This is a genomic window from Ruegeria sp. CK3 (assembly GCF_056536565.1).
Map to the genome: position 1 here is coordinate 124,135 of NZ_JBQFPV010000001.1, position 25,517 is coordinate 149,651.

At 59.9% G+C, this 25,517-nt stretch carries 21 protein-coding genes and 2 tRNA genes; 13 read left to right on the forward strand and 10 right to left on the reverse strand.

The features are described from left to right. The first annotated feature begins 1 nt into the window (after position 1). On the forward strand, positions 2-625 hold the full coding sequence (locus ACR0C3_RS00655; RefSeq protein WP_170373845.1) for a helix-turn-helix domain-containing protein: 624 nt from the start codon (positions 2-4) through the stop codon (positions 623-625). Positions 626-731: 106 nt separating this feature from the next. On the opposite strand, the gene ACR0C3_RS00660 is transcribed toward ACR0C3_RS00655, so the two are convergent. Beyond that, entirely contained in the window at positions 732-953 is a 222-nt protein-coding gene (locus ACR0C3_RS00660) for a hypothetical protein (RefSeq protein WP_170688747.1), read from the reverse strand. 296 nt (positions 954-1,249) lie between these two features. After that, the gene (locus ACR0C3_RS00665) at positions 1,250-3,064 is read right to left on the reverse strand and encodes an extracellular solute-binding protein (RefSeq protein ID WP_480756649.1); all 1,815 of its coding nucleotides are present in this window, start codon (positions 3,062-3,064) and stop codon (positions 1,250-1,252) included. 286 nt (positions 3,065-3,350) lie between these two features. On the opposite strand from ACR0C3_RS00665, the gene ACR0C3_RS00670 reads away from it, so the two are divergent. Next, the gene (locus tag ACR0C3_RS00670) at positions 3,351-4,124 is read left to right on the forward strand and encodes a 3-hydroxybutyrate dehydrogenase (protein ID WP_480756651.1); all 774 of its coding nucleotides are present in this window, start codon (positions 3,351-3,353) and stop codon (positions 4,122-4,124) included. 64 nt (positions 4,125-4,188) lie between these two features. Continuing rightward, on the forward strand, positions 4,189-5,214 hold the full coding sequence (locus tag ACR0C3_RS00675; RefSeq protein ID WP_480756652.1) for a patatin-like phospholipase family protein: 1,026 nt from the start codon (positions 4,189-4,191) through the stop codon (positions 5,212-5,214). Here ACR0C3_RS00675 and ACR0C3_RS00680 read toward each other — a convergent pair whose 3' ends face one another. The 3 genes from ACR0C3_RS00680 to ACR0C3_RS00690 all read right to left on the reverse strand — a co-directional run bounded on the left by ACR0C3_RS00680 (position 5,215) and on the right by ACR0C3_RS00690 (position 7,758). Next, positions 5,215-5,892 carry a DUF502 domain-containing protein gene (locus tag ACR0C3_RS00680; RefSeq protein ID WP_480756653.1) on the reverse strand — a complete coding sequence of 226 codons (678 nt, stop codon included), beginning with the start codon at positions 5,890-5,892 and terminating at the stop codon, positions 5,215-5,217. It lies immediately after the preceding gene. Between the two features lie 64 nt (positions 5,893-5,956). Further along, positions 5,957-6,868 carry a pseudouridine-5'-phosphate glycosidase gene (locus ACR0C3_RS00685; protein WP_480756655.1) on the reverse strand — a complete coding sequence of 304 codons (912 nt, stop codon included), beginning with the start codon at positions 6,866-6,868 and terminating at the stop codon, positions 5,957-5,959. Then, positions 6,865-7,758 carry a PfkB family carbohydrate kinase gene (locus ACR0C3_RS00690; RefSeq protein WP_480756657.1) on the reverse strand — a complete coding sequence of 298 codons (894 nt, stop codon included), beginning with the start codon at positions 7,756-7,758 and terminating at the stop codon, positions 6,865-6,867. The genes ACR0C3_RS00685 and ACR0C3_RS00690 overlap by 4 nt, the downstream gene beginning before the upstream one ends. A gap of 165 nt (positions 7,759-7,923) precedes the next feature. Here ACR0C3_RS00690 and ACR0C3_RS00695 point away from each other — a divergent pair, with 165 nt between their 5' ends. After that, complete coding sequence (locus ACR0C3_RS00695) at positions 7,924-9,036, forward strand: HupE/UreJ family protein (protein WP_480756658.1); 1,113 nt, start codon at positions 7,924-7,926, stop codon at positions 9,034-9,036. On the opposite strand, the gene ACR0C3_RS00700 is transcribed toward ACR0C3_RS00695, so the two are convergent. Next, positions 9,029-9,652: a thiamine phosphate synthase gene (locus tag ACR0C3_RS00700; protein WP_480756659.1), complete on the reverse strand. Its 624-nt coding sequence runs from the start codon at positions 9,650-9,652 to the stop codon at positions 9,029-9,031. The two genes, ACR0C3_RS00695 and ACR0C3_RS00700, sit on opposite strands and share 8 nt — an antisense overlap. A 161-nt stretch (positions 9,653-9,813) precedes the next feature. On the opposite strand from ACR0C3_RS00700, the gene ACR0C3_RS00705 reads away from it, so the two are divergent. The 4 genes from ACR0C3_RS00705 to ACR0C3_RS00720 all read left to right on the forward strand — a co-directional run bounded on the left by ACR0C3_RS00705 (position 9,814) and on the right by ACR0C3_RS00720 (position 14,614). Next, the gene (locus ACR0C3_RS00705) at positions 9,814-10,557 is read left to right on the forward strand and encodes an RNA methyltransferase (protein ID WP_170373836.1); all 744 of its coding nucleotides are present in this window, start codon (positions 9,814-9,816) and stop codon (positions 10,555-10,557) included. Positions 10,558-10,638: 81 nt separating this feature from the next. Continuing rightward, complete coding sequence (gene ctaA / locus ACR0C3_RS00710) at positions 10,639-11,784, forward strand: heme A synthase (protein ID WP_480756661.1); 1,146 nt, start codon at positions 10,639-10,641, stop codon at positions 11,782-11,784. A 4-nt stretch (positions 11,785-11,788) separates the two neighbouring features. Next, complete coding sequence (locus ACR0C3_RS00715; protein ID WP_480756663.1) at positions 11,789-13,258, forward strand: carboxypeptidase M32; 1,470 nt, start codon at positions 11,789-11,791, stop codon at positions 13,256-13,258. 87 nt (positions 13,259-13,345) lie between these two features. Continuing rightward, the gene (locus ACR0C3_RS00720) at positions 13,346-14,614 is read left to right on the forward strand and encodes a DsbA family protein (protein ID WP_480756664.1); all 1,269 of its coding nucleotides are present in this window, start codon (positions 13,346-13,348) and stop codon (positions 14,612-14,614) included. Positions 14,615-14,643: 29 nt separating this feature from the next. On the opposite strand, the gene gyrA is transcribed toward ACR0C3_RS00720, so the two are convergent. Next, positions 14,644-17,382, reverse strand: a complete 2,739-nt coding sequence (gene gyrA, locus ACR0C3_RS00725; RefSeq protein ID WP_480756665.1) for a DNA gyrase subunit A — start codon at positions 17,380-17,382, stop codon at positions 14,644-14,646. A gap of 193 nt (positions 17,383-17,575) precedes the next feature. Here gyrA and ACR0C3_RS00730 point away from each other — a divergent pair, with 193 nt between their 5' ends. Further along, a complete protein-coding gene (locus ACR0C3_RS00730; RefSeq protein WP_480756667.1) occupies positions 17,576-17,845 on the forward strand; it encodes an usg protein in 270 nt (89 codons plus the stop codon). A 4-nt stretch (positions 17,846-17,849) separates the two neighbouring features. Here ACR0C3_RS00730 and ACR0C3_RS00735 read toward each other — a convergent pair whose 3' ends face one another. Continuing rightward, the gene (locus ACR0C3_RS00735) at positions 17,850-19,418 is read right to left on the reverse strand and encodes a caspase family protein (protein ID WP_480756668.1); all 1,569 of its coding nucleotides are present in this window, start codon (positions 19,416-19,418) and stop codon (positions 17,850-17,852) included. A gap of 198 nt (positions 19,419-19,616) precedes the next feature. Between ACR0C3_RS00735 and zwf the strand changes: the two genes are divergently transcribed. From zwf to ACR0C3_RS00755, 4 genes are all read left to right on the forward strand, one after another. Continuing rightward, positions 19,617-21,068, forward strand: a complete 1,452-nt coding sequence (zwf, locus tag ACR0C3_RS00740; RefSeq protein WP_170717901.1) for a glucose-6-phosphate dehydrogenase — start codon at positions 19,617-19,619, stop codon at positions 21,066-21,068. Next, positions 21,065-21,736, forward strand: coding sequence for a 6-phosphogluconolactonase (gene pgl, locus ACR0C3_RS00745; protein WP_480564440.1), 672 nt, complete (start codon positions 21,065-21,067; stop codon positions 21,734-21,736). The genes zwf and pgl overlap by 4 nt, the downstream gene beginning before the upstream one ends. Positions 21,737-21,739: 3 nt before the next feature. Beyond that, positions 21,740-23,347, forward strand: a complete 1,608-nt coding sequence (gene pgi, locus ACR0C3_RS00750) for a glucose-6-phosphate isomerase (RefSeq protein WP_480756670.1) — start codon at positions 21,740-21,742, stop codon at positions 23,345-23,347. Positions 23,348-23,531: 184 nt separating this feature from the next. Next, positions 23,532-25,151: a long-chain-fatty-acid--CoA ligase gene (locus ACR0C3_RS00755; RefSeq protein ID WP_480756672.1), complete on the forward strand. Its 1,620-nt coding sequence runs from the start codon at positions 23,532-23,534 to the stop codon at positions 25,149-25,151. A gap of 11 nt (positions 25,152-25,162) precedes the next feature. Here the strand turns inward: ACR0C3_RS00755 and ACR0C3_RS00760 are convergent. After that, a tRNA-Asn gene (locus tag ACR0C3_RS00760) sits at positions 25,163-25,237 on the reverse strand. Between the two features lie 133 nt (positions 25,238-25,370). Further along, positions 25,371-25,445, reverse strand: a tRNA-Asn gene (locus tag ACR0C3_RS00765). Positions 25,446-25,517: the final 72 nt, after the last annotated feature.

The following is a 25,517-nucleotide window of genomic DNA, read 5'->3' on the forward strand; positions in this document are numbered from 1 at the left end:
CATGAGTACCCAAGATCCCAAATCCCTGATCCGCATTGCCCGCGATGCAGGCGAACACACGGAACCCGAGCCTTTGGACCTGGGCGCCCGCGTGCGTGAATTGCGCAAGGCGCGCAACTGGACGCTGGAGCAGGCGGCCTCGCAGGCCGGTCTCGCGCGTTCGACGCTCAGCAAGATTGAAAACGGTCAGATGTCGCCCACTTACGACGCGCTGAAGAAGCTGGCCATCGGGTTGGAGATCTCGGTGCCTCAACTCTTCACCCCGCCGCAGCGTGAGCAGGTGATTGGCCGGATGGCCGTGACCCGGTCGGGCGAGGGAGCTGCACATGCCACCGCCACCTATGAACATGAACTTCTAGCCGAAACCCTGACCAAAAAGCAGATGCTCCCCTATCGCGCCCGCGTCCGCGCCCGTTCGATGGATGAGTTCGAAGGTTGGGTGCGCCACGACGGGGAGGAGTTCATGTACGTCTTGACCGGCGTCGTGCGGTTATACACCGAGTTCTACGAACCCGTTGAGATGCGCCGGGGCGACAGCGCCTATTACGACGGCAGCATGGGGCATAACGTGATTTCGGTTAGCGACGAGGATGCGACCATCCTCTGGGTGACGTCGCTCGCTTAGAGCGTTTCGGGTTTTACCTGAAACATCCTGTGGCGCGAATGTCCCGAGAACGCTGAAAGCGTGGCAGGGTATTCGTGTCGCGCGTTTAACCCGAAGCGATCTAGGGTCAGTTCAGTTCTCGGTTCAGCGATTCCGTGAACAGGAAATCCTCGACCTCTTCGTGGGCTTCATTGACAGTCAGGTGATGGCGTTCGGCCAGATAGGCTTCGAACTGTTTGCGATCCTTGCCGACGCGCGGCATATCCCGGTCCCTCAGGTTGGGAAAACGGCGTTTCGCGCGGGCGTAGCACGCGTTCCAGTCTTGTGTCAGATCGGTCCAGTTCAGCATCTGCGAGCTTTCCTTCTTCGGGTTTCAGGACGGCTCTCCCCTATGAACAGCGTACGGACGAGTTGACGCAGCGGAAGACATGACAAGATGTCGCACCCATGGCCTGATCAGAATTGTGCCGATCAGAGTCAGGTTTGCGCGGCGGGTTTGGCGCAAAATCCGGTGAAATGCCCATATATAGTGGCGCTTTGCGCTATGAGATCATGATTTTGTTCATCGCGGAATGTGCCAGTTTTTGCCGATCTCCACGTGCATAAGGTGTCAGGTCCGGTGCGTCACACCCTAAGCGCGTGGTTCTAATCGGCGTACCACCAGACCTCGGGCATGTATTGCGGGCCATCGCCGTAGATCGGCAGGGTTTCGGGGTATTTCAGCGTACTGACATGGGCGATGCGGCCGACATCGAAACTCCAGATCGGGATCACGTATCGGCCCGCTGTTAGAACCCGGTCGAGGGCGCGGGTGGCTGCCACAAAATCCTCGCGGCTTTCCGAAGCCAGCATGGCGTCGATCAGGCCGTCAACAGCGGGCGAGGCGACGCCCATCAGGTTGCGCGTGCCCGGCGCATCGGCGGACTCGCTGCCCCAATAGAGGCGCTGTTCATTGCCCGGTGACAAGGACAGGGCGCGGCGGAACGGGGTCATATCGAAATCCAGCTCAGACACCCTCCCGGTATATTGCGCGTTGTCGACACGCTCGGTCGTGACCTGAATGCCCAGACGCTCCAGCGCTCGTGTGTAGATCTCGACTGCTGTCTGCATCTCACCATCGCCCTGTTGCAACAGAACGGTGATCTGGAACGGCTCACCCGCTGCATTGCGCAGCACGCCGTCCTGAATGGCCCAGCCAGCCTCGGTCAGCAGTTTTGCCGCTTGCCGTAGGTTCGTGCGGTTTCGGGCTGAACCGTCGCCCTCGGGTGGGGCGTAGCCTTCAAGCGTTCCAGGGATCAGGTCTGCGCTATATGGCGTCAACAGCTCCGCAACGCGCCCCGTCGCGGGGCCTGGTTGCATAGCCAGGTCAGAGCCAGAGAAATAAGATGAAATCCGCGACTGCGCGCCGCCGGTGATCGTGTCATTGATGAATTCGAAGTTGAACGCCAGCATCAGGGCTTCACGCACGCGCCAGTCGTCGAACGGAGCTTTGCGGGTGTTCATCACCAGCCCGGTCATGCCCGAGGGCTTACCATGCGGAATCTCGGTCTTGATCACATCGCCACGTTGTACGGCGGGGAAGCTGTACTGCGTGTCCCATTTGTCGGCGTTGAACTCGCGCACGGCCGAAAGCTCTCCGGCTTTGAAGGCTTCGAACAGAACGGTGGCATCGCCGTAGAATTCAATCCGGATGTCATCGAAATTCATCGTGCCACGGCGAAACGGAACATCAGCGCCCCAATAGTCCGGATTTCGACGCAGGTTCACATAGCGACCAGCCTCGTAATCTTCGACCACATATGGTCCGCTGCCGATGGGGACATCGTGCAGCTGCGCGTCGGCAAAATCCTTCCCCTCCCATTGGGCTTTTTGAAGGATCGGACGCAGGCCTACGATCAATGCAAGTTCGCGGTCAGCCTCGTTAAAGCTGATCCGGACCGAGCGCGGACCGGTCTGTTCGATAGTGTCGATCTTTGACCACAGTCCGCGATAGCGCAGATGCCCTTCAGTCCCTAAGGTCTGAAAGGACCAGATCACATCGTCAACTGTGACCGGGGTGCCGTCGGAGAATCGAGCCTCTTCCCGGAGGGTGAATTCCACCCATGACCGGTCCGGCGCAGTCTCAACCGATTCGGCTAACAGCCCGTAAAGAGTGAAAGGTTCGTCCCAGGAGCGGCCCATCAGGCTCTCGTGGGTCCAAAATCTTAACTGCCACGGAGGGGTGCCTTTTTGCACAAACGGGTTCAAACTGTTAAAGCCGCCGGTGTTTCCGAAAACGACTTTGCCGCCTTTGGGCGCCTCTGGGTTCGCATAGGGTAGAGACACAAAATCCGGTGGTAAGGCTGGGTCGCCATACATAGCTATGCCATGAGTCGATTCTGCCTGTGCCAGTGAGGACGCAAAAAGCAGGGCGATTCCCGCTGCCAAGCCACGAAGCGTGTGTGAAAAATACGGGCTCATTTTGGAAACAATCCTGCTCTGGCCTTATTTTGTTGGGATTCATCGTAGCGATGATTTTTCTTGTTTTCAAACTTTTAGCTTGGACGAAAGCACAGAATTGCTTATAAAGGTCTCACTGCTCGATAGGTTTCTTGCCTGTATGAAACCTGCCTCAATAACTTAACGCCCGCTTCGTGCGGGCGTTTTTTTTGGCAGATTTGTAGCTACTCATTCTGCAGTTCCCCGTTTTCTTTGCAGGTGCAGCATGGCACTCTGCGTGTCAGGAGAACTCAGAGGAAATGCAGTCATGAGCCTTTCGGGAAAAACGGCAATCATCACGGGATCAAATTCGGGCATCGGTTTGGGTATCGCGCGCGAGCTGGCAAAGGCCGGGGCGGACGTGGTTCTAAACTCGTTCACAGATCGGGATGAAGATTACGCGTTGGCCGCAGAGATTTCGAAAGAGACCGGTACCAACGCGCGCTACATTCAGGCCGATATGTCCAAGGGGGATGAATGCCGCGCCCTGATCGAGAAGGCGGGCTCCTGCGATATTCTGGTGAACAATGCGGGTATTCAGCATGTGTCGCCAATTGACCAGTTCCCGATCGACAAATGGGACGCGATCATCGCGATCAATATGAACTCTGCCTTCCATACGACCGCAGCCGCCTTGCCGTTGATGCGCGCGAGTGGATGGGGGCGCGTGGTGAATATTGCCTCGGCCCATGGTTTGACGGCCTCTCCGTTCAAAGCGGCCTATGTGGCGGCTAAGCATGGCGTTGTTGGCATGACCAAGGCCGTCGCGTTGGAAACCGCGCAAGAGCCGATCACCTGCAATGCGGTTTGTCCGGGCTATGTGCTGACCCCTCTGGTCGAGGCGCAGATCCCCGACACGATGAAGGAATACAACATGAGCCGTGAGGACGTGATCAAGAACGTCATGCTGGAGCGGCAACCGTCCAAGGAGTTCGCCACGGTCGAGCAATTGGGCGGAACGGTTCAGTTCCTCTGCTCAGAGGCGGCGGCGCAGATCACCGGGACGACGATCTCGGTCGATGGGGGCTGGACGGCTTTGTGAGGTTTCATGGGGGCTCTGCCCCCATACCCCCGAGGTATTTTTGAACAGGAGAAGGGTTGGGGACGTGAAGCAGATTAATCTAGCCCTGCAGGGTGGTGGGGCGCATGGGGCGTTCACCTGGGGTGTTCTCGACCGGCTTCTGGACGAAGAGGATATCGAGGTTGCGGCGATCACCGGAACCTCGGCCGGGGCTTTGAATGGGGCTGCGTTCAAGTCCGGCATGGTTGCAAATGGGCGCGAGGGCGCGCGGGCGCGGCTGGACGGGTTGTGGAAACGCATGGGGGCCCTTGGGGACATGCGTATGGCCAACTGGTTCAGGGGGCTGGAGCCGGCGATCATTGCGCAGGCGATGGAGTATTCGCTGCCTTACTCCATAGGCGATGCGTGGTCCCGGATGGTGTCGCCCTATGCCTATGGTCCATTCTATTCGAACCCGCTGGAATCCGTGGTGGATCGGTTCAACTTTGATGAGGTTTGCGCTGATCAGGGGCCACGTCTGTTTGTGTGCGCCACCTGCGTGCGCAGCGGCAAGATCCGTGTGTTCACCGGCGATGAGATCTCGACCAGTGCGATTTTGGCCTCGGCCTGTTTGCCTACGCTGTTCAAAGCTGTTGAGATTTACGACCCTGAAACCGACAGGACCGAGGCCTATTGGGATGGTGGCTATACCGGCAACCCGGCGCTTTACCCCTTGTTCGAGGGCGACCTGCCCGATGATGTGGTGATCGTGAATATCAACCCTCTGGAACGGGACGAGTTGCCGGTCACGCCGCAGCAGATTCAGAACCGCATTAATGAGATCAGCTTTAACTCATCCCTTTTCCGCGAGCTGCGGGCGATCAATTTCGTTCAGCGGCTGCTGGAAGAGGGCAAGTTGAAAGCCGGTGAGATGAGCCGTGTGTTGGTTCACATGATTGCGGATAATGAGCTGATGAACAGCTTGTCTGTGGCGACAAAAACGGTGCCCAATCCGGTGATCCTGCATAAGTTGAAGCACGCGGGTCGCCACGCTGCAGATGGGTTTCTGGCGCGCCACAAGGATGATCTTGGGCAGCACAGCACCGTCGATCTGCCCGCAATGTTTGGCTGATTACTCGGGCGGCTGCGTCGGGTCTTTTTCGTTGGGATAGACTAGACCGGCCGAGATTACGAGCTTTGCGGCCGCTTCAATCGACATATCCAGGAGGATCACATCCTCTTCCGGGAAGAACAGCAGAAAGCCGGAGGTCGGGTTGGGCGTTGTCGGGATGAAGATGCTCAGGAGGTTGCCGCCGGTTTCGGCGCGGTTGCTGACCTCACCCTTTGCGGTTGTCGAAACGAAGCCGATGGCCCAGATGCCTCGACGTGGGTATTGCACGAGGCACGCTTTCTCAAACGAGCGTTCGGTCTGCGCGAACACCGTCTCTGAGATCTGTTTGATCCCGGAATAGATCGAGCGGACGATTGGCATCCGGTCGACGAGGCTCTCGGTGAACGAGATGAAAGACCGGCCCAAGATGCCTTTGGCAACCCAGCCAACCAAAATGGTGAACACCAGGAAGATGATGACGCCCACGCCGCGCAGGTTGATGCCCACATATTCCTCAGGGCGGAACTGTTGTGGCACCAGCGGCAGAACGGCGCTGTCGATCCAGCCCACGACGGACCAGATCAGCCAGATTGTCAGCCAGACAGGCGCAATAACAACAATACCCGTCAGAAAAGACCCGCGCAGGCGCGAGAACAGGCCGGGGCGGCGGTGGGGCTCTTCGTCAAACGGTGTGTTCATTGCAGGTCCGAGTGGTTTGCAAAAGTACCTAAGCAGTCCGATGCGCCGGTGCAATAGGGCAGGTTTACGCGCCGTTTACCAGTGCCTTAGCAATATTCGCCGCCAATTGTGCGTTGTTGCGCACCAAGGCGATGTTCGCGGTGAGTGAACGGCCCTCGGTCTTTTCAAAGATCCGTTGCAGCAGATAGGGCGTGACGGCCTTGCCGGTGATCCGATGGGCATCGGCGTCCGCCTGAGCTGCGGCGATGATCGGCGCCAGCTCCTCGGCTGGGATCTGATCTGCTGCTGGGATCGGGTTCGCGACTAGCTGACCGCCCGGCAGGCCGAGCGCGCGGCGCGTGGCATGAGCTTTGGCGATGGCTTCGGCGCTGTCCATGCGCAGTGGCGCGGCATAGGGGGATTGCGCGGACCAGAAGGCGGGGAAGGCATCCTGACCATAGGCGATGACCGGAACGCCCAGCGTTTCCAGCACTTCTAGCGTTTTGGCCAGATCGAGGATCGCTTTGGCACCCGCCGCCACAACCGTCACCGGTGTTTGACCCAGCTCATGCAGGTCGGCTGAGATGTCAAACGTGGTCTCGGCCCCCTGATGGACGCCTCCGATCCCACCGGTGGCAAAGACCTCAATCCCCGCATATTGCGCGGCGATCATGGTTGCGGCCACGGTTGTGGCTCCGGTCCCGCCGGTTGAGATACAGGCCGCCATATCCGCGCGAGAGATTTTCGCAACGCCCTGAGCTTGGCCCAAGGCCTGCAGCTGGTCGGGTTCAAGTCCCACATGCAGCACGCCTTCGATCACGGCCATGGTGGCCGGCACAGCTCCGGCATCGCGGATGTCCTGTTCCACCTTCGCGGCGACCTCAACGTTCTGAGGGTAGGGCATGCCGTGGGTGATGATGGTGCTTTCCAGCGCCACGATGGGGTGGCCTGCGTCTTTTGCGGCGCGGACCTCGGCAGAGTAGTGGATAGGGATCACAGCGGAGTTTCTCCTGAAACGTAGGTTGCAGCGGCGTGGAGCGCGCGGGTCAAAGCCGTTTGCGCGTCGGCGCCGTCTGATTCTGAAGCGATATGGGCGGCCATGAACGTGTCGCCCGCGCCGGTTACGCGGGTCACAAGCACGGACGGAGGTGTTTGGGTCAGAACGTCCGAGGCCGAGCCCACGGTGGCCGAATTGCCGCCGTCGGTGACCAGAACGCGCAGCGCGCCTCGGTCCAGCAGGCCTTTAGCGGCGGATTCGGAGTCGGTGAACTCGCGCTGACACAGCAGGCCAGCCTCTTCGAGGTTCACATAGAGCGTCGCGCGGGCGTGTTTGAGGAAAGGCAGCAGGCGTTCGGCCTTGCCGGGCGATGCGGGCGCAACCCGCAGGTCCGCCTTGGCGAAGGCGGGGCTTTGGGCGATTTCTTCCAGAAGGTCCAGTGTCAGGTTGCCGTCCAGCGCAATGGGTCCTTCAAACGGCGTGTTCTCATAGCCCAGCGGCCCGTGCATCAACGGGCGCAGGATTTTCGCGCCCGAAGCCTCAAGCGAGTGGGCGTCGGCAATGGCCGCGATCAGGCCGTTGGCCCCTTCGACGGCCATGTAGCGATCGGTCGGCAGGTCTTGCGAGCGGTAGATATGGTCGGTGACCATGCCCAGTCGGGCGCAAGCGTGGACAAGCTCATCGCCTTCCGGGTCGCGGCCAATGGCGGTCAGCAAGGTTGGGGTCATGCCAAACCGCACCAGCGTCATGGCGATGTTCATGGCGACGCCGCCGGGCAGGCGGGTGATCCGCCCCGGCACGTCCGATCCTTGCCGCATTGCACTGGCCGAGCGTCCGATCACGTCCCAGAGGACCGAGCCGATACACAGGATTTCACTGTTCTGAGTCATGGTGCTGTCATGCCGCAGCACTGAGGGCCGTGCAAGCCAGAACGTCAGCGATAACAGAGATAAGGTCTTTGTGTTCCGGTCCGTATTCGTTTCGACTTGCGATCCGATGCGTTCGGCGGGACACTCGATGTGTATGATTGACAATTTTATTGATGAGCGTCGCAGATGAGCGGTATTTTCCGTTTCCTCCTGATATTGCCTGCTTTTCTGGTCCTTTCGACATGGTCCGCGAAGGCGCAGACCCCTCCGACGATTGTCGAGTTCTGGACGAAGGCAGACACTCTGTTTCTTGAGGTCACGTTGAATGCCGAGATGTTCTTGGCCGGGGTCGACCCCGAAACCCGCCCGGATTTTGCCGATGACGCGCGGTACAGAGAGTTGCGCCGACGGGTCTCCTCAGAGCTGGAGCCTGAGGTCCGGTCGTTTGTCAAAAACTGGGCCGAGACGCTGCAGGTCGAACTCGCAGGCCCGGCCCGCCTGTCCTATGAGGGCGTGCGCATTCCCATTGTCGGGGATCCCGATACTCAGCGCCTTTCAAAGCTGCTGCTGGCCACGCCGCTGCCGGAAGGCGTGTCCAGTCTGCGCCTAACATGGCCCGAGGGGCACGGGCCTGCCGTCGTGAAACAACAGCGTGTCAACGCACCCTACACGGGCTATCTGGTCGCCGGAGAGGTCAGCCCGCTGATCCCGTTGCAAGGCGGTGCTGCGCTTGGCCCGCAACAGGTGCTGCAGGTGTTTCTGCCAAAGGGGCTGACCCGAATCCTTCCGCATGGCTACCACGAGATCGTCCTTGTTCTGCCGCTGGTCTTTATGACCCTCAGCCTGCGTCCGCTGTTGGCGCAGTTGCTGTTTGTGTCCTTCGGGCTGATCTTCGGTCTGGCGCTTTCGGTCTACGGCGCGGTTGCGTTGCCCTCTGCAGTCGCGTCTCAGGCACTTACCGCCGCAACCCTCGTTTTGGCGCTGTGGAATTTGGCTCTCAGGCGTCTGACCGTATTCCGTCTGCTGGCCGTTTTCGGGGCCGGATTGTTGTGTGGGATCGCGCTCAGCACTTCGCTGGCGACGATTGGGGTGCCACCGGATCATTTGCCGCCCGCGATATTCGGCTATGCGGGCGGAGTACTGGTAGCGCTTTACGCCATAGCCGCCGCAGTTTTTGCGGTCTCAGCTTTGATTTCCGGGGCATCTGAGAGGATGCGAGGTCGGATATCGGTTCTGGCCTCGATCCTGATTGCGGGAATTGCCGTTTATTGGTTGGCCGAGCCCCTGATACTCAGCTAGCCATATGGGACAGAAGGTCGTTCAGAGCGGCCGTAGGGTCTTCCGCCGACCAGATTTCATCGCCGATGCCGAAGAAATCCGTATGCGGGGACAGAGTGCGGATCAGGTCTGGGGTCAGGCCGCCCTCGGCCACGACCGGGACCTCGATCATTTCCGACCACCATTGGAACAGATCCTTTTCGGCAAGAGTGCCGTCGCCCAGAGAAGACGCTCCGACCGGACCGAAGGCGACATAGTCGACGCCTGCTTCGCCAGCCGTCATGCCGTCATGGCTGGAGGCCCCACAAAAGCTGCCGACAATCGCATCTGCGCCAAGCTCTTTGCGAGCAGCCCGAACCGAGCGCGCTGCGTCGTCCAAATGTACGCCGTCCAGCCCCAGCCGTTGCGCCAGTAGAACGTGGTTCGAGATCACGATGGCCACGTCGCGCGCATGCGCCACCTCGCGGCAGGCATCTGCGGCTCGGGCGATCGTGTCCTCGTCATTCCCAGCTAAAGCGAGCCGGATGCAGGCAATCTCGGTCCCATCCAGAACCCGCGCCAATTGGTCAGGGAAGGTGCTGAGCGTGATGGTCGGCGGTGTGATCAGATAGATCTGCGGCTGCTCGGGGGTGTCCATTAGCGCGTCCTTCGCTTTCATTCTTTGGCGCGGTTTAGCGGATTGAGCGCGGGAAGCAAACTTTTAAGCCCACCAAGCTGGTATTTGCGAACAGAAGAAGAGGATCGGGTTGCCCTGATGGGGCTGGGTGATTAGAGCATGCGGAACTTTCGGAGACAGACATGCCTAGTGACACCTCTCAGCCTTCCTTTGTGCTCGTGCGCCCTCAAATGGGCGAAAACATCGGGGCCGCCGCGCGGGCGATGTGGAATTTCGGGCTGGACCGGATGCGGATCGTGGCCCCTCGGGACGGGTGGCCGAACCCGAAGGCAGTAGCGATGTCCAGCGGTGCTGGTCGGCTTCTGGATGAGGCGCAATTGTTTGACGATCTGGCGGGGTCGCTGTCTGACACAACCTTTGTGTTTGCGACCACCGCACGACAACGTGGGCTGACCAAGCCCGTCTACAGCCCGGAACGCGCCATGCAGATCGCGGCTGAAAAGGTAGCCGCGGGTGAAAAGGTCGCCGTTCTGTTTGGCCCCGAACGTGCGGGGCTTGAGAATGAGGATATCGCCAAGGCCAATGCCATCATCTCGGTGCCTGTGAACCCGGAATATGCCTCGCTCAACCTTGGACAATGCGTGCTGCTGACCGCCTATGAGTGGATGCGTCAGACCGGTGACGTAGTGCATGAGGCCACCGACCTGGGCAAGGGCGACTGGGCGACCGGGATCGAGGTCGAGAAGCTGGTTGAGCACTATGAAGATCGGCTGGAAGAGGCCGGTTTCTTCTACCCGCCGGAAAAGGCCGAGGGCATGAAGACCAATCTGCGCAACCTGTGGTCGCGGATGCGGATGACGCGGGCGGATGTGCAGATGTTGCACGGTGTCATGCGTCAGATGGTCCGTTGGAAAGACAAAGGGTAAGGCTGGACCTTGCCCCTCACTGGCCCTAGCTTGCGACGAAATCCAGAGCTTGCGACCAAATCCAGGACATATGAGGACAGCATGAGCGCAAAGCGCAGCATCTTCGAAGAAGTCTCAGACACCGAAAAACAACAGGCCGTTCAACCCGGTATGATCGACAAGGGCCGGGGCGGGGCACGCAAGGCGATCCGGGCGTGGCTGATGATCCTGTTCGCTCTGGTCGTTGTTATGATCGCCGTTGGGGGCCTGACGCGCCTGACCGATAGCGGGCTGTCGATCACCGAATGGCGTCCGATCACCGGGGCCATCCCGCCGATGACCGAGGCCGACTGGCAATCCGAATTCGACAAGTACAAGGAAATCGACCAGTGGCGCATTCAGAACCAGTGGATGGAGCTGAATGATTTCAAGTTCATCTACTGGTGGGAATGGGGCCACCGCCAACTGGGCCGCTTGATAGGTCTGGTCTGGGCGCTTGGTTTCTTTGGCTTCCTGATCGCGCGCAAAATCCCCACGGGTTGGACCGGCAAACTGCTGATCCCCGGTGCCTTGGGCGGCGTTCAGGGCGCGGTCGGCTGGTGGATGGTCGCCTCGGGTGTGACGCAAGGCGAAGGGATGACGGCCGTTGCCAGCTATCGTCTGGCGACGCATCTGGGCTTGGCCTTCGTGATCCTTGGGTTCCTTGCGTGGTATATCTTTGAGCTGGGCCGGGACGAGCGTGACCTGATGCAGGCGCGCCGCGCGAAAGAGGCGAAGCTGTACTCGCTCTCGACCGGCCTCCTGCATTTCACCTTTTTACAAATACTCATCGGTGCGCTTGTGGCCGGGATCGACGCTGGGCGGTCCTACACCGATTGGCCCCTGATCGGTGGGCAGCTATTGCCGCCAGATGCTACCATGCTGGAGCCGATGTGGCGCAACTTCTTCGAAAGCCCCGGACTGGTGCAGTTCATCCACCGTTGCGCGGGCTATCTGCTTTTCATCTTCGCCATCATCGTCTGGCGTCGGGGGCAGGGCAGCGCCCATCCACAGACCCGTTTCGCCTTCAACGCAGCCTTTGCAGCCCTGTCTCTGCAGGTGGTGGTCGGGATCGTCACGGTCGTCTACGCAGCCCCTTGGCAGATCGCCATTTTCCACCAATTCATGGCCGTCGTGGTCTGGACCCTGATCCTGCGTGCGCGGTTCCTGAGCGGCTATCCCATTGCAACCTCAATCCGTGGAGCGTGACCCGATGAGCGCCTTTGACGACCTGATGGCCTTTCAACGTGAAACCTCGGCCCTTGGTCAGATTGCCGGCCGGCTTGGCTGGGATCAGGAAACCATGATGCCGCGCGGAGCTGCTCCGCAACGGGCCGAGGAAATGGCCGCGATCGAGGCCGTTTTGCACGCCCGCAAATCCGACCCGCGCGTGGCTGAATGGCTGGACCAGGCCGACGCGAGTGATGCCTCTGGTCAGGCCCAGCTGCGTGAAATCCGCCGGTCTTATGAACGCACCATCAAAGTCCCCGCCGATCTGGCCAAGGCGCTTGCTCGGGTCACGTCTGCTGCGCAAGGCAAATGGGCGCAGGCGCGCGCGGATGAGGATGTCTCGTCCTTCCTGCCCGTGCTGGAAGAAGTCGTCGCGCTGAAACGCGAGGAAGGGGCCGCACTGGCGCAGGGCGGTGACGTTTATGACGCTATGGTCGAGGATTATGAGCCCTATACGACCGGAGCCCAGATTGCTGAGATCTTCGATCAGATGCGTCCCCGCTTGGTGGCTCTGCGGGCGGCGGTTCTGGATCGACCCTCCCCAAAGGCGCTGGACGGCTCTTTCGATGAAACCGAACAGATGCGCCTGTCGCAAAAACTGGCGCGTACTTTCGGTTATGACCTGAACCGAGGCCGCGTCGACAAGGCGGTGCATCCGTTCAGCTCGGGCAGTGGCTCGGACGTGCGGATCACGACCCGGACCAGCGCAACCGATCCGTTCAACTGCTTTTACTCCACCATTCACGAGGTCGGCCATGCCGCCTATGAACAGGGCATCAACCCCGATTACGCGCTGACGCCTCTGGGGCAGGGCGTGTCGATGGGGGTGCATGAAAGCCAAAGCCGGATCTATGAAAACCAGCTGGGCCGCTCGCGCGCCTTCACCGGGTGGTTGTTCACCCAGATGCGCGACGCCTTCGGAGATTTCGGGATCGCGGATGCCGACGCCTTCTACGCGACTGTGAACCACGTCCAAAACGGCTATATCCGAACCGAGGCGGATGAGGTGCAATACAACCTGCACATCATGCTGCGCTTTGATCTGGAGCGTGCTTTGATGACCGGAGACCTGCAGGTCTCGGACCTTGAGGCTGCGTGGAATGACCGCTTCAAGGCGGATTTTGGCTATGCGGTCGATAAACCCTCGAATGGGTGTCTGCAGGATGTGCATTGGTCCGTGGGTCTGTTCGGCTATTTCCCGACCTACTCGCTGGGCAACGTCTATGCCGGGTGTCTCTATCAGGCGCTGCGCAGCGCCGTGCCGGGGCTGGATGGCCAATTGGCCGAAGGTGATACCTCGGGCGCGACCACATGGCTGCGTGAGAATGTCCAGCAATATGGTGGGCTCTACGCCCCGCGTGAGGTCATTGAGCGTGCAAGCGGTGTTGAACCGGGGCCGGACCCGCTGCTCAGCTATCTTGAGCAGAAATTCGGTGCGCTCTACGGGCTGTAACCCGGACCACTCACGTTGCCGTGTGCCCGCGTGGTATTCCGCGCGGGAGTGGCTAGGGTAGGGCATCTGACCCTGGCGGAGACGACTGTGCCCTTCACATCTTTGGTAAAGCCCCGGCTGGCCGAAATTATCACCAGCCGAGGTCTGCAAAACGCGCGTCGTGGCCTGCATGATCTGGGCCGTAGGGCGCGTGGCACGCAGCACGAAGTTCACTATTTCCACGACGCGTCAGACCCGTATTGCGCTCTGACCGCGCAGATTTTGCCAGCATTTGAGGCGCGCTATGACACTGCGCTACGCCCGCATTTGATCTCAGGCCCACCATCCGAGGCGGTTCCCGACCCGAAAGCGCATCGTGAGAACGCCTTAAAGGACGCGTCGCGCTTGGCGCAAAAGCTGGGTTTGGACTCGCCGAAGGCGGATGGTGTAGCGCCAGAGGTCAACGCTCGTCTGGCCGCCCATCTTGGAGATCCGGATTTCTCGCAACATCTCAAAGCCATCAGCGCTGCTCAATGGGCCGGGAGGGATCTACCTGCGGGGAAACAGAGTGATCCCACCGCCTCCCTGCGCGCCGGGGATCAGGAGTTGCGTACCATGGGGCACTACCTTGGCGGCATGTTTTACTATGGCGGCGAATGGTACTGGGGTGTGGACCGACTGCACTATCTTGAAGACAGGTTGCAAAATGCCGGGCTGGGCACCGGCCCCCTTCTGGTGCCGCCCCCAGAGCTGGTGTTTGATCGCCAAGGGAACACCCCAAAAACTCTGGAGTTCTTTTTCTCCTTTCGTAGCCCGTATTCTTATCTGGCTTTTGACCGGGTTCAGCACTTGGCAGAACAATGTAACGCGGAACTGATCCTGCGCCCAGTGTTGCCAATGCTGATGCGCGGCCTGCCGGTGCCCAAGGCGAAATCCCGATACATCCTTCGGGATTGCACGCGTGAGGCACGGCGGCTGGGTATCCCGTTTGGCCGTATCTGCGACCCTCTGGGCGCGGGGGTCGAGCGCGGTTATGCGTTGTTCGACTACGCCGAATCCGAAGGTCGGATGGCCACGTTTTGTTCTGCTTTCATGCGCTCGGTCTGGTCCGAGGGTGCGGACGCGGCGAGTGATAGGGGGCTATCCCATATTGTCAGGGCCGCCGGTCTGGATTGGGCCAAAGCGCGCGATGAGCTGAAATCACAGACTTGGCGTCGGCGGGTTGAGCAGAACCAAAACAGGCTGCAAGACGTTGGCCTTTGGGGTGTTCCCAGCTTCCACGTCGACGGTCAGAGCATTTGGGGTCAGGATCGGCTCTGGGCTGTGGCTGATCTATTGGGCACTGAATCAAAACAGGCGCTGCCCGGGTCCGGTTAGCGCCTGTTTCATGTGCTCTAGCCGAAAGATTATTCTTCGGCCTCGTCCTCATCGCCCTGATCGGCGATCCAGGCGACGCTGACGACCTCTTCGCCTTTACCGGTGTTGAATACCCGCACGCCGCCGGCGCTGCGGGACCGGAAGGAAATGCCATCGACCGGCACGCGGATCGACTGACCTTTTGAAGTGGCCAGCATGATCTGGTCATCAATCTCGACCGGGAACGAGGCGACAAGTTCGCCGCCGCGCATCGCCTTGTCCATTGCGGCAACGCCCATGCCGCCGCGCCCACGGACAGGGTAGTCATGGCTGGAGCTCAGTTTGCCTGCACCGCCCGCTGTGATAGTCAGGATCAGGTTCTCCGCGGCCGACATCTCGGCATAACGTTCCTGAGGCAGAACGCTGTCGGCATTGCCTTCATCCTCATCGCCCTCGGCCTCATCGGTGACGCCAGCCATCAGACGGCGCATCTTGAGATATGCGGCCCGCTCATCCGAGGTCGCATCGAAATGGCGGATGACGGACATCGAAACCACTTCGTCATTGCCGGAGAGGCGCACACCACGCACACCGACCGAGGAGCGGCTGTTGAACACCCGCACATCGGTCGTCGGGAAGCGGATTGCACGGCCGGATTTGGTGACCAGCATCACATCATCCTCTTCCGAGCAGATGCGCGCGTTGATCAGCTTCGTCTCGGCATGCTCATCCTCGAACTTCATGGCGATCTTGCCGTTGCGCTTCACATTGGTGAAGTCCGACAGGCGGTTACGCCGCACTGTGCCTGCGCTAGTGGCGAAGACGACCTGAAGGTTCTCCCATTCCTCATCCGGTACATCCACGGGCATGATCGCAGCGATGGAGACTCCGGTCGGGATCGGCAGGATGTTGACGATCGCCTTGCCCTTGCCGGTCCGTCCCGATTGCGGCAGGCGCCACGTCTTGAGCTTGTAGACCATCCCGTCGGTCGTGAAAAACAGCAGCTGCGTATGGGTGTTGGCCACGAAGAGGGTGGTGACCACGTCCTCTTCCTTGGTCTGCATCCCCGACAGGCCCTTGCCGCCACGCTTCTGCGCCCGGAAATCGGCCAGCGGCGTGCGCTTGATGTAACCACCCGAGGTGACAGTCACGACCATGTCTTCCCGCTCGATCAGGTCCTCGTCTTCCATGTCGCCTGACCAGTCGACGATCTCGGTGCGACGCGGGACAGCGAACTGATCGCGCACTTCGCGCAGTTCGTCCCCAATGATCGACATGATGCGCTCGCGCGAGGACAGAATATCGAGGTATTCCTTGATCTTGGCGGCCAGTTGCTCCAGCTCATCCGTGACCTCTTTGACGCCCAGTTGGGTCAGGCGCTGCAGGCGCAACTCAAGGATAGCGCGGGCCTGAACTTCGGTCAGGTTATAGGTGCCGTCGTCGTTCATCTTGGACAGAGGATCGTCGATCAGGCGCAGATAGCCTTCGATCTCAGCCGCAGGCCAACGGCGGGTCATCAACTTTTCGCGCGCCTCGGCCGCGTCGGCTGACGACCGGATGGTAGCAACAACTTCGTCCACGTTCGACACGGCCACCGCTAGACCACACAGGATATGGCTACGCTCACGCGCCTTGCGCAGATCATAGGCGGTGCGGCGGGCGACCACATCTTCGCGGAAGTCGATGAAGGATGTCAGGAACCGGCGCAGGGTCAGTTGCTCTGGCCGACCACCATTCAGGGCCAGCATGTTGCAGCCAAAGGAGGTCTGCATCGGTGAGAAGCGATAGAGCTGGTTCAGAACCACCTCAGGCGTCGCGTCGCGTTTCAACTCGACCACCACACGCACGCCGTTGCGGTCGGATTCGTCCTGAACATGCGCTACGCCTTCGATGCGTTTCTCGCGCACCGCTTCTGCAATCTTTTCGATCATCGAGGCTTTGTTCACCTGATAGGGGATCTCATCCACGACAATGGCGTAGCGATCCTTGCGCAGTTCCTCGACTCGGGTCTTGGCGCGGATGATGACGCTGCCGCGACCTTCCAGATAGGCTTTGCGCGCGCCGGATCGGCCCAGCATCACGCCGCCAGTCGGAAAATCTGGACCGGGGACGTATTCGATCAACTGCTCGGAGGTCAGATCCGGATCGTCAATCAGCGCCAACGTAGCGTCGACCACTTCACCCAGATTGTGCGGCGGGATGTTCGTTGCCATACCCACGGCGATGCCACCGGCACCATTGACCAGCATGTTCGGGAAGCGGGCGGGCAGGACGGTCGGCTCTTTGTCTTTGCCGTCATAGTTGTCCTGAAAATCGACCGTCTCTTTTTCGATATCGGCCAGCAGGGACGCAGCTGGTTTGTCCATCCGAACTTCGGTGTAACGCATGGCCGCCGGGTTATCACCGTCCATCGAGCCAAAGTTGCCCTGACCGTCCAGCAACGGCAGCGACATCGAGAAATCCTGCGCCATCCGTACCAGCGCGTCATAGATCGCGCTGTCGCCATGCGGGTGGTATTTACCCATCACATCGCCGACCGGACGGGCCGATTTGCGATACGCCTTGTCATGCGTGTTACCGGTCTCGTGCATGGCGTACAAAATCCGCCGATGCACGGGTTTCAGGCCATCGCGCAGATCGGGGATCGCGCGGGAAACGATGACCGACATGGCATAGTCCAGATAGGACGTGCGCATCTCGGATTCGATGGAGACCGTCGGGCCGTCATAGGCAGGGCGCTCGGGCGGGGTTTCATCCATGTTTTCAGGTGTTTCTGGCGTATCGCTCACGTAAACTGCTCGTTTCTTGTGCAGACTCTATATTTTGTGGTTCCACTCTATCAGACCCAGCACATAAGGTGCAAGCAAGCAACGAATCCGGGCGTGAAAATCCAAAGTAACACTCGGGTAACATCTTGTTATCCAAATGCTAGGTGGTTTTGCTGCTACAATGGAGAGACCCTGAATGAAATCGGAGGTCTGAATGCAGCAAAGCGAAACCGAATTAATGCTGAAGGGATACGGTCTGACGACGGCGGAATTCTTCTACCATATGCCTGACTATATCCATGTTCTGAATACGTTTATCTGGCAGGATTATGACCTCGCGCCGGATCATCCGAAACTGTTCGAATTCATCGACTTTTGGCAGCGAGAGATCGAGGGGCCTTTGCACTCGGTCAAGTTCACCCATCGCAAGATGATCGCCCCGGGGGAGTGGCGCAATATGGTGGGTGAGTTCCGCGTGAACTGACGCCTTATCCCGCTCGCCACGCGTAGACCGAACACCCGGTTGAGCCCGAGCTGGTGAAGCTGTTGCCATCTTCAGCCAGACGACCGCGCCATTGAACCGTGATGCCGGGGAAAAAGTCGGTGCCGCTGATCTGTTGGTCATTCACATAGATCACCGTGTTGGCTTTTTGACCCAGCGAGTCGGTGAGGCTTCCGGTGTATTTGTTGCCACCGGCATGAGAGTAGCGCACTGTTCCGGTCACTTTGACAACCACCGCGCAGGTGGCCTTGAACTGCCAGGTGCCAGCCATCGTCACACTCGCCGACACAGACGGCGCAGGGGCCGGTGTGGGGGACGGTGCAGCGACGACCTTGCAGATCGTGCCGCTTCTACCCTGCAACTCCTCCAGCGCGTGCTGAGTTCCCAAATCATCTGCCCCCAATTGCGACGCGCTCGCGTCGCGGTAGCGTGCAAAGGCCTGTCTTGTGCGTGGTCCGGCGACACCATCTGCGCCTCCGGCACTGCAGCCCAGTGCGTTCAAGGCCGATTGCGTGGCGCGCATCACTTCGCGCGAATCTGAAATGACCGGGGTGTCTGGGGCTTCGGGGGCCGGAGTGCGCTCTGTCTCGATTGGCAGCTCAACCGAGGCAAGGCTGTCGCGCAGCTGCAGAGCCACCTCATAAGAGTAGTTCTCAGACTGATCCTCGTATTTCTCCAGAAATGCGTCCAGCGCCGTCACCGTCCCAACCGAGCGCGCAAGCTCTAGATCTGCGCGCATATCATCTGTTTGGGGCGTTGGTGTGGTCCGGGGAACCGTTGCGACAGCTGGGGTGAAATAGAACTCTCCCAGCAACTCATCATAGTAGGCGGGGATTTGCGTGTGCTGAACAGTGCGGGACAGGTCGCGCACCTCGCGACGCAGGTCCGAGACCATGCTGCGCAGCTCAAGCCCCGGTTCTGACAGGCGCGGCAGCAATGCGCGGGTGAAGACTGAGTTCTGCGCGGGTTCATCATCGCTCAGGCGGTCCAGCGCCATCTGGCCAGCCCCGGCTGAGAAGATCACGAACATACCCTCAGGCGCGTTGATGCGACCGAGGCCGCGGGTGCGCCCGACGCTGCGCCCGGAAACGGTTTCAAACGGATTGTCGCGGCAGGCGTCTATGATCGCGATGGAAGTGCGCGCACCGGTGGCGCGGACGCGGTCCAAAAGGTTCGACAGGGCGATGGATTCGGACTTCACGAAATCGGTCTCGCCGGACGAGGGCGCGACAATATCGGTGGGCAGCAGATAATTCTCTCCGTCGATCTCAACGCCGTGACCGGCAAAGAAAACAAAAGCGGTATCGCCGGCCTCAAGCCGAGCGGTGAAGTCCGCGATTTTCTGGTTCATACCGCGCCGGTCGAGGTTGAGACCTTGGATGGTTTCAAAGCCCAGATTTTCCAGCTTGTCGGAAACCGCCTCGGCGTCGGCGACAGCTTTCTTCAGATCAACGACCGAGTTGTACTGATCATTGCCGATCACCAGCGCCAAACGCTCTTGCGCCCAAAGCGGGGCGGCAAAACATGCAAACAGAAAAAACAGAAACTTGTTCATCTCAACAACCCAAACTGGAATGATCCTGTTACATCTATATCGGAAAACCGCCGCGTCCCTCAGTGATTTGGATTACTTTGGCTGGACCAGTCGAATAAGAGGCGTTTTCGGGTCATGCGACGGAAAAAAGAAACATAAATAAGCATAATGATTGCGCTAACATTGGACATGACCTAAGGGGCAGGTTAAGGACAACTCATGGTTTCACGAGTCATTCCCGTCGATCCGTTCGATCTGGTCATTTTCGGCGGCACCGGAGATCTTGCGCAGCGCAAGATCCTGCCCGCCTTGTTTCGCAGGTTCTGCGCGGGGCAGTGGCCTGAAAGCGCGCGCATCATTGCGGCTGCGCGCAGTGAGCTTTCGACGGATGCGTTCCGGACCCTCGTGGCCGAGTCGTTGCGGAGCTATGCGCCCAGACGGTCCAGCGAGATTGAGAATCTGCAAGGGTTCCTGCAGCGCCTCGACTACGTCCAGATGGATGCCCTCTCAACCGGCGGGTGGGATGAGCTGGCAGGCAAATTGACCCCGGACCGGGTGCGGGCGTTCTATTTCTCGGTTGGTCCTAGCCTGTTTGGCCCTCTGGCCGAACGGATTCGCGCGCATGCGCTTGCGACCGAGGATACAAGGATCGTGGTAGAGAAACCCTTTGGCCACGATCTGGACAGCGCGCGGGTTTTGAATGCGACGCTGGCGGCGCATTTCGACGAAGGGCAGATCTATCGGATCGACCACTATCTGGGGAAAGAAACCGTCCAGAACCTGATGGCCGTGCGGTTTGGCAACATGCTGTTTGAGCCGCTCTGGAACAGCCAATACGTGGATCACATCCAGATCACCGTGGCCGAAACGGTCGGTGTCAAAGGGCGCGAAGACTATTATGAACGCGCCGGAGCCATGCGCGACATGGTGCAGAACCATCTGATGCAACTGCTCTGCCTGATCGCGATGGAGCCGCCCGCCAAGTTCGATCCGGACGCGGTGCGGGACGAAAAGCTCAAGGTCATCCGCGCGCTCGACCCGGTTGAGCCGCACCATATTGTACGCGGGCAGTTCGCCGAGGCCGATGGGGCGGGCTACCGTGAGGTTGTCGGCAATCCCCGCTCGACCACGGAAAGCTACGTGGCCCTGAAGGCGCATATCAGCAACTGGCGATGGGCCGGGACGCCGTTTTACCTGCGCACCGGCAAGCAGCTGGTGGCGCGGTCCTCGGTGATCAACGTGCAGTTCAAGGACGCTCCGCATTCGATCTTTGGCGAGGCAGCAGGGCGACACGCTAATGCCTTGTCGATCCGGTTGCAGCCGAATGAGGGGATCACCCTGAAGGTGACGATCAAGGAACCGGGGCAGGGTGGAATGCGCCTGATCGACGTGCCGCTCGACATGAGCTTTGCCGAGGCGCTCGGGCCCGAAAATCAGGATCCGCCTGACGCCTATGAACGTCTCATCATGGACGTGATCCGGGGCAACCAAACCCTGTTCATGCGCGGTGATGAGGTCGAGGCCGCCTGGGCCTGGACTGATCCGATCATCGCCGGATGGCAGGCGCGGGGCGATGTCCCCAAACCCTATGATAGTGGCAGCACAGGGCCGGGCGACGCCGAGCTGCTGATGAAACGAGATGGTCGCCACTGGCAAGGAATCAAGCCATGAATATTCAGGAATATGCCGACCGCGACATGTTGGCGATCGACGTGGCCAACGCATTGGCCGGAGAATTGGAGGCCGCGTTGTTGCATGACGACACGGTGGCCCTTGCAGTGCCGGGCGGAACGACTCCGGGGCCGGTTTTTGATGTCCTCTGCGCTGCAGATCTCGATTGGGCGCGGATACGCGTGCTGCCGACCGACGAACGCTGTGTGCCTGTGGACAGTGACCGCTCGAACGAGCGTCTGATCCGCGAACGTCTTCTGACCAACCGCGCCTCGGTGGCGCAATACGTGCCGCTTTATGTGCCGGGGGCCGCGCCCGAGGACGCTCTGCCAGAGATCGAGTCATTGATCGCACCAGTGCTGCCTTTGTCGGTACTGGTGTTGGGGATGGGCGGCGATATGCACACAGCCTCACTGTTTCCCGGAATGCTGGGGTTGGCTGAGGCGTTGGACAGCAATGCGCCGACACTGGCCGTGGCGCGGACGGATGTGCAGCCGGAACCGCGCATCACCCTGACGGCTCCGGTCCTAGATGGGGCCTTGTCGAAACATCTGATCATCTTCGGCGCCGAGAAGCGGGAAGCGCTGGAGAAGGCCATGTCTCTGCCGCCCGAAGAGGCGCCGATCGCGGCCGTTCTGGGCGGCATGACCGTGCATTGGGCGGAGTGAGCCATGCAACTGGATAGACTCAAAGCTCTGGCAGCATCGCAACAGGCGCGCATTCTCGACCTTTTCGATACGGACGCGGAACGAGCAAACGGGTTCACTGCCTCAACCGGAGATATGCTGTTCGACTACTCAAAAACGCAGATCGACCGCGAGATCCGGGATGCTCTGACCCAATTGTGTGACCAAGCCGATCTGGCAGCGCGCCGCGACGCAATGTTTTCCGGCCAGAAGATCAACGAGACCGAAGATCGCGCTGTGCTACATACGGCGTTGCGCAATCTGGACGGCGGCGCTGTTGAGGTCGATGGGCAGGATGTCATGCCGGACGTTCTGGACACCTTGCAGCGGATGCGCGTCTTCGCCGAGGAGGTGCGCGGAGGCACGGTAGCCGGGGCAGGGGGCAGCTTTACCGATGTGGTGAATATCGGCATCGGAGGCTCGGATCTGGGCCCGGTGATGGCGACCCATGCGCTGTCGCCCTACCATGATGGGCCGCGTTTGCACTATGTCTCGAACGTCGATGGCGCGCATATCGCGGATACGTTGCGCCAGTTGGACCCGACCCGGACACTGGTGATCGTGGCCTCGAAAACCTTCACGACGATTGAAACCATGACCAACGCCCGCACCGCGCGGGCATGGATGAGCGAGGGCGGAGGAGACCCCTCCAGGCAGTTCGCCGCTGTCTCAAGCGCGTTGGACAAAACACAGGCCTTCGGCATCCCAGAGGATCGCGTTTTCGGATTCGCGGATTGGGTCGGCGGGCGGTACTCTGTCTGGGGTCCTGTCGGTTTGCCGGTGATGATCGCGATCGGCTCGAATGCGTTCGATGCGTTCCTGCGGGGCGGGCAAGCGATGGACCTGCACTTCCGCTCGGCCGACTGGGCCGAGAACGTTCCGGTTATGCTGGCTTTGGTCGGGATCTGGCATCGTCAGGTGCTGAGTCATGCGAGCCGCGCGGTGTTGCCCTATGACCAAAGGCTGCTGCGCCTGCCGGCCTATTTCCAGCAGCTTGAGATGGAATCGAACGGCAAATCGGTCGCAATGGATGGCAGCGAACTGACAGTGCCATCGGGGCCTGTTGTCTGGGGTGAGCCGGGCACCAATGGCCAGCATGCCTTCTACCAGCTGATCCATCAGGGCACCGACGTGATCCCCTGCGAATTCATGGTCGCCGTCGAAGGGCACGAACCTGAACTGGCCCATCATCACCGGCTGCTTCTGGCCAATTGCCTCGCCCAGTCCGAGGCCTTGATGCGCGGCAGGTCTTTCGACGAAGCCAGCGCCCGTATGGCTGCCAAAGGCTTGCAGGGCGATGAACTTGATCGTCAGGCGCGGCATCGGGTGTTTCCGGGCAATCGGCCTTCGACCACCTTGATCTACCCCAAACTGACGCCTTTTGTGTTGGGTCAGATCATAGCGCTCTATGAGCATCGGGTGTTCGTCGAAGGCGTTCTTTTGGGCATCAATTCTTTCGATCAATGGGGCGTCGAGCTGGGCAAAGAACTTGCCACTTCACTCGGGCCGATCGTGGACGGAGAAGAGAGCGCGGACGACAAGGATGGTTCGACCGCCGCCCTCGTCGCTTATGCCCTGCGCCACCGCAATTGACGTGGTGAAATGCGGCCCGGGGCAATCTCGGGCTGCAATCTTTTTATTGTCAGACAAATAATTGCTTGGCAGGGTTCTTCCCAATGAACCGTCATGATTGATCGCCCGGCCACCGGCCCGCGTATCACTCAAAGCACGGAATGGTCGCCAAAAGCGTGGCCTGAACAAAAAAGGGAGGATGTCCATGCTGGGACAGATGATGACGCAGCCCTTGCTGATCTCGTCACTTATTGATCACGCCGAGCGCTACCACGGTCAGACGGAAATCGTGTCGGTCGAAACAGACGGCACCGTAACGCAGACCAATTGGTCCGAAGTGGCGCGCAACGCCCGCCGGTTGGGATCGGCGCTGACCAAGCTTGGGCTTGACCCACAGGACCGCATCGGAACCCTGGCCTGGAACAACCGCCGCCACCTTGAGATCTACTATGCGACCTCGGGTGCAGGTTTCGTGTGTCACACGATCAATCCACGCCTCTTCCCCGAACAGCTGACCTACATCATCAACCACGCCCAGGATCGCGTTCTGTTTTTTGATGCCACCTTCATCCCTCTGGTCGCGGCGTTGCAAGACGGGCTGGGCGAGGTTCATCACTTTGTGCTGATGGGGCCCCGTGATGAAGAAGCGGCCGCACGGATCGACGGGCTGCAATTCTATGATGAATTGATCGAGACGGGTGATGCCGATTTTGCATGGCCGGATTTGGATGAAAACACGGCCTCCGGCCTGTGTTACACCTCGGGCACAACCGGCCATCCCAAGGGGGTGCTGTACTCGCATCGCTCGACCGTGTTGCATGGCTTTGCCTCGAACGCGCGAGACGTCATTGGCTATTCGGCGATGGATGTCGTGATGCCCGTGGTGCCGATGTTCCATGTCAATGCTTGGGGGTCGCCCTATGGCTGTGCCATGTCCGGCTCGCGCATGGTTCTGCCGGGGCCGGGGCTGCATGGTGAGGCGCTCGTCAACCTGATCGACACTTATGGCGTGACGGTCGCAATGGGCGTTCCCACGATCTGGCAGGGCCTTTTGGCCCATGCCGGGCAATCCGACAGCAAACTCGCCAGTCTTGAGCGCACCGTGATCGGAGGCGCCGCTTGTCCACCCTCGATGATCGAGACCTTCCGTGAGGTCTACGACGTCGACACCGTCCACGCCTGGGGCATGAGTGAAATGAGTCCACTGGGGACAACCAATGTCCCGATTGCCAAACATCGCGACCTGCCGATCGACGAGCAGCACCGCCTGCGCGAAAGCCAGGGACGGCCTCCCTTTGGGGTCGAGCTGAAGATCGTGGATGACGACGGCAATGACTTGCCCCATGACGGCGAAACCCAGGGCGACCTGATGGTGCGCGGCCCGTGGGTACTGGACAGCTATTTCCAGATGCAGGACGAGGCGCTTTTACAGGATGGCTGGTTCGCCACCGGGGATGTCGCAACACTGGATGCCGACGGCTACATGACGATCCGCGACCGGTCAAAGGACATCATTAAATCGGGAGGCGAATGGATAAGCTCGGTTGAGTTGGAAAACATCGCAGTCGCCCATCCAAAACTCGCCACAGCTGCAGTGGTCGGGGTTTCGCACCCCAAATGGGACGAGCGTCCGATTCTGGTCGCCGTGAAGGCCGAGGGAGAGGAGCCGTCAGAGGAAGAACTGCTGTCCTTCTTTGATGGCAAGATCGCCAAATGGCAAGTGCCGGATAAGGTTGTGTTCATCGACGCTTTGCCGTTGAACGCAACAGGAAAGGTGCTGAAACGGACCCTGCGCACGCAGTTTGCCGACGCATTGACGGGGTGATTTGGGGGAATTGGCTCCGGCGGTAGGGATCGAACCTACGACCAATTGATTAACAGTCAACTGCTCTACCGCTGAGCTACGCCGGAACGGTTCGCGCCGTATAGCAAGCTGTTTTCGCGGCGTCCAGTGGGGGATGAAAAGTTTTTTCTGCCGATCAGCAAAGCGCAGTTCTGGTCCGTCTGGACCATGATCAATTTCACCAGATTTTGCTGAGAAAATTGGCTCCGGCGGTAGGGATCGAACCTACGACCAATTGATTAACAGTCAACTGCTCTACCGCTGAGCTACGCCGGAACTGAGGGGCGTATAACAACCCCGATTTTTGACGTCCAGAGGGGAAGCGCGAGAAATCTGAATTTTTTCACG

What these genes read in the sequence shown, in the direction of transcription:
- pgi (WP_480756670.1), top strand. Translation starts at nt 21,740, where the DNA reads ATGCAACTGGATAGACTCAAAGCTCTGGCAGCATCGCAACAGGCGCGC.
- pgl (WP_480564440.1), top strand. Translation starts at nt 21,065, where the DNA reads ATGAATATTCAGGAATATGCCGACCGCGACATGTTGGCGATCGACGTG.
- ACR0C3_RS00655 (WP_170373845.1), top strand. Translation starts at nt 2, where the DNA reads ATGAGTACCCAAGATCCCAAATCCCTGATCCGCATTGCCCGCGATGCA.
- ACR0C3_RS00730 (WP_480756667.1), top strand. Translation starts at nt 17,576, where the DNA reads ATGCAGCAAAGCGAAACCGAATTAATGCTGAAGGGATACGGTCTGACG.
- ACR0C3_RS00690 (WP_480756657.1), bottom strand. Translation starts at nt 7,758, where the DNA reads ATGACTCAGAACAGTGAAATCCTGTGTATCGGCTCGGTCCTCTGGGAC.
- ctaA (WP_480756661.1), top strand. Translation starts at nt 10,639, where the DNA reads ATGAGCGCAAAGCGCAGCATCTTCGAAGAAGTCTCAGACACCGAAAAA.
- ACR0C3_RS00680 (WP_480756653.1), bottom strand. Translation starts at nt 5,892, where the DNA reads ATGAACACACCGTTTGACGAAGAGCCCCACCGCCGCCCCGGCCTGTTC.
- ACR0C3_RS00715 (WP_480756663.1), top strand. Translation starts at nt 11,789, where the DNA reads ATGAGCGCCTTTGACGACCTGATGGCCTTTCAACGTGAAACCTCGGCC.
- ACR0C3_RS00695 (WP_480756658.1), top strand. Translation starts at nt 7,924, where the DNA reads ATGAGCGGTATTTTCCGTTTCCTCCTGATATTGCCTGCTTTTCTGGTC.
- ACR0C3_RS00700 (WP_480756659.1), bottom strand. Translation starts at nt 9,652, where the DNA reads ATGGACACCCCCGAGCAGCCGCAGATCTATCTGATCACACCGCCGACC.
- ACR0C3_RS00735 (WP_480756668.1), bottom strand. Translation starts at nt 19,418, where the DNA reads ATGAACAAGTTTCTGTTTTTTCTGTTTGCATGTTTTGCCGCCCCGCTT.
- ACR0C3_RS00660 (WP_170688747.1), bottom strand. Translation starts at nt 953, where the DNA reads ATGCTGAACTGGACCGATCTGACACAAGACTGGAACGCGTGCTACGCC.
- ACR0C3_RS00665 (WP_480756649.1), bottom strand. Translation starts at nt 3,064, where the DNA reads ATGAGCCCGTATTTTTCACACACGCTTCGTGGCTTGGCAGCGGGAATC.
- ACR0C3_RS00670 (WP_480756651.1), top strand. Translation starts at nt 3,351, where the DNA reads ATGAGCCTTTCGGGAAAAACGGCAATCATCACGGGATCAAATTCGGGC.
- ACR0C3_RS00705 (WP_170373836.1), top strand. Translation starts at nt 9,814, where the DNA reads ATGCCTAGTGACACCTCTCAGCCTTCCTTTGTGCTCGTGCGCCCTCAA.
- zwf (WP_170717901.1), top strand. Translation starts at nt 19,617, where the DNA reads ATGGTTTCACGAGTCATTCCCGTCGATCCGTTCGATCTGGTCATTTTC.
- ACR0C3_RS00755 (WP_480756672.1), top strand. Translation starts at nt 23,532, where the DNA reads ATGCTGGGACAGATGATGACGCAGCCCTTGCTGATCTCGTCACTTATT.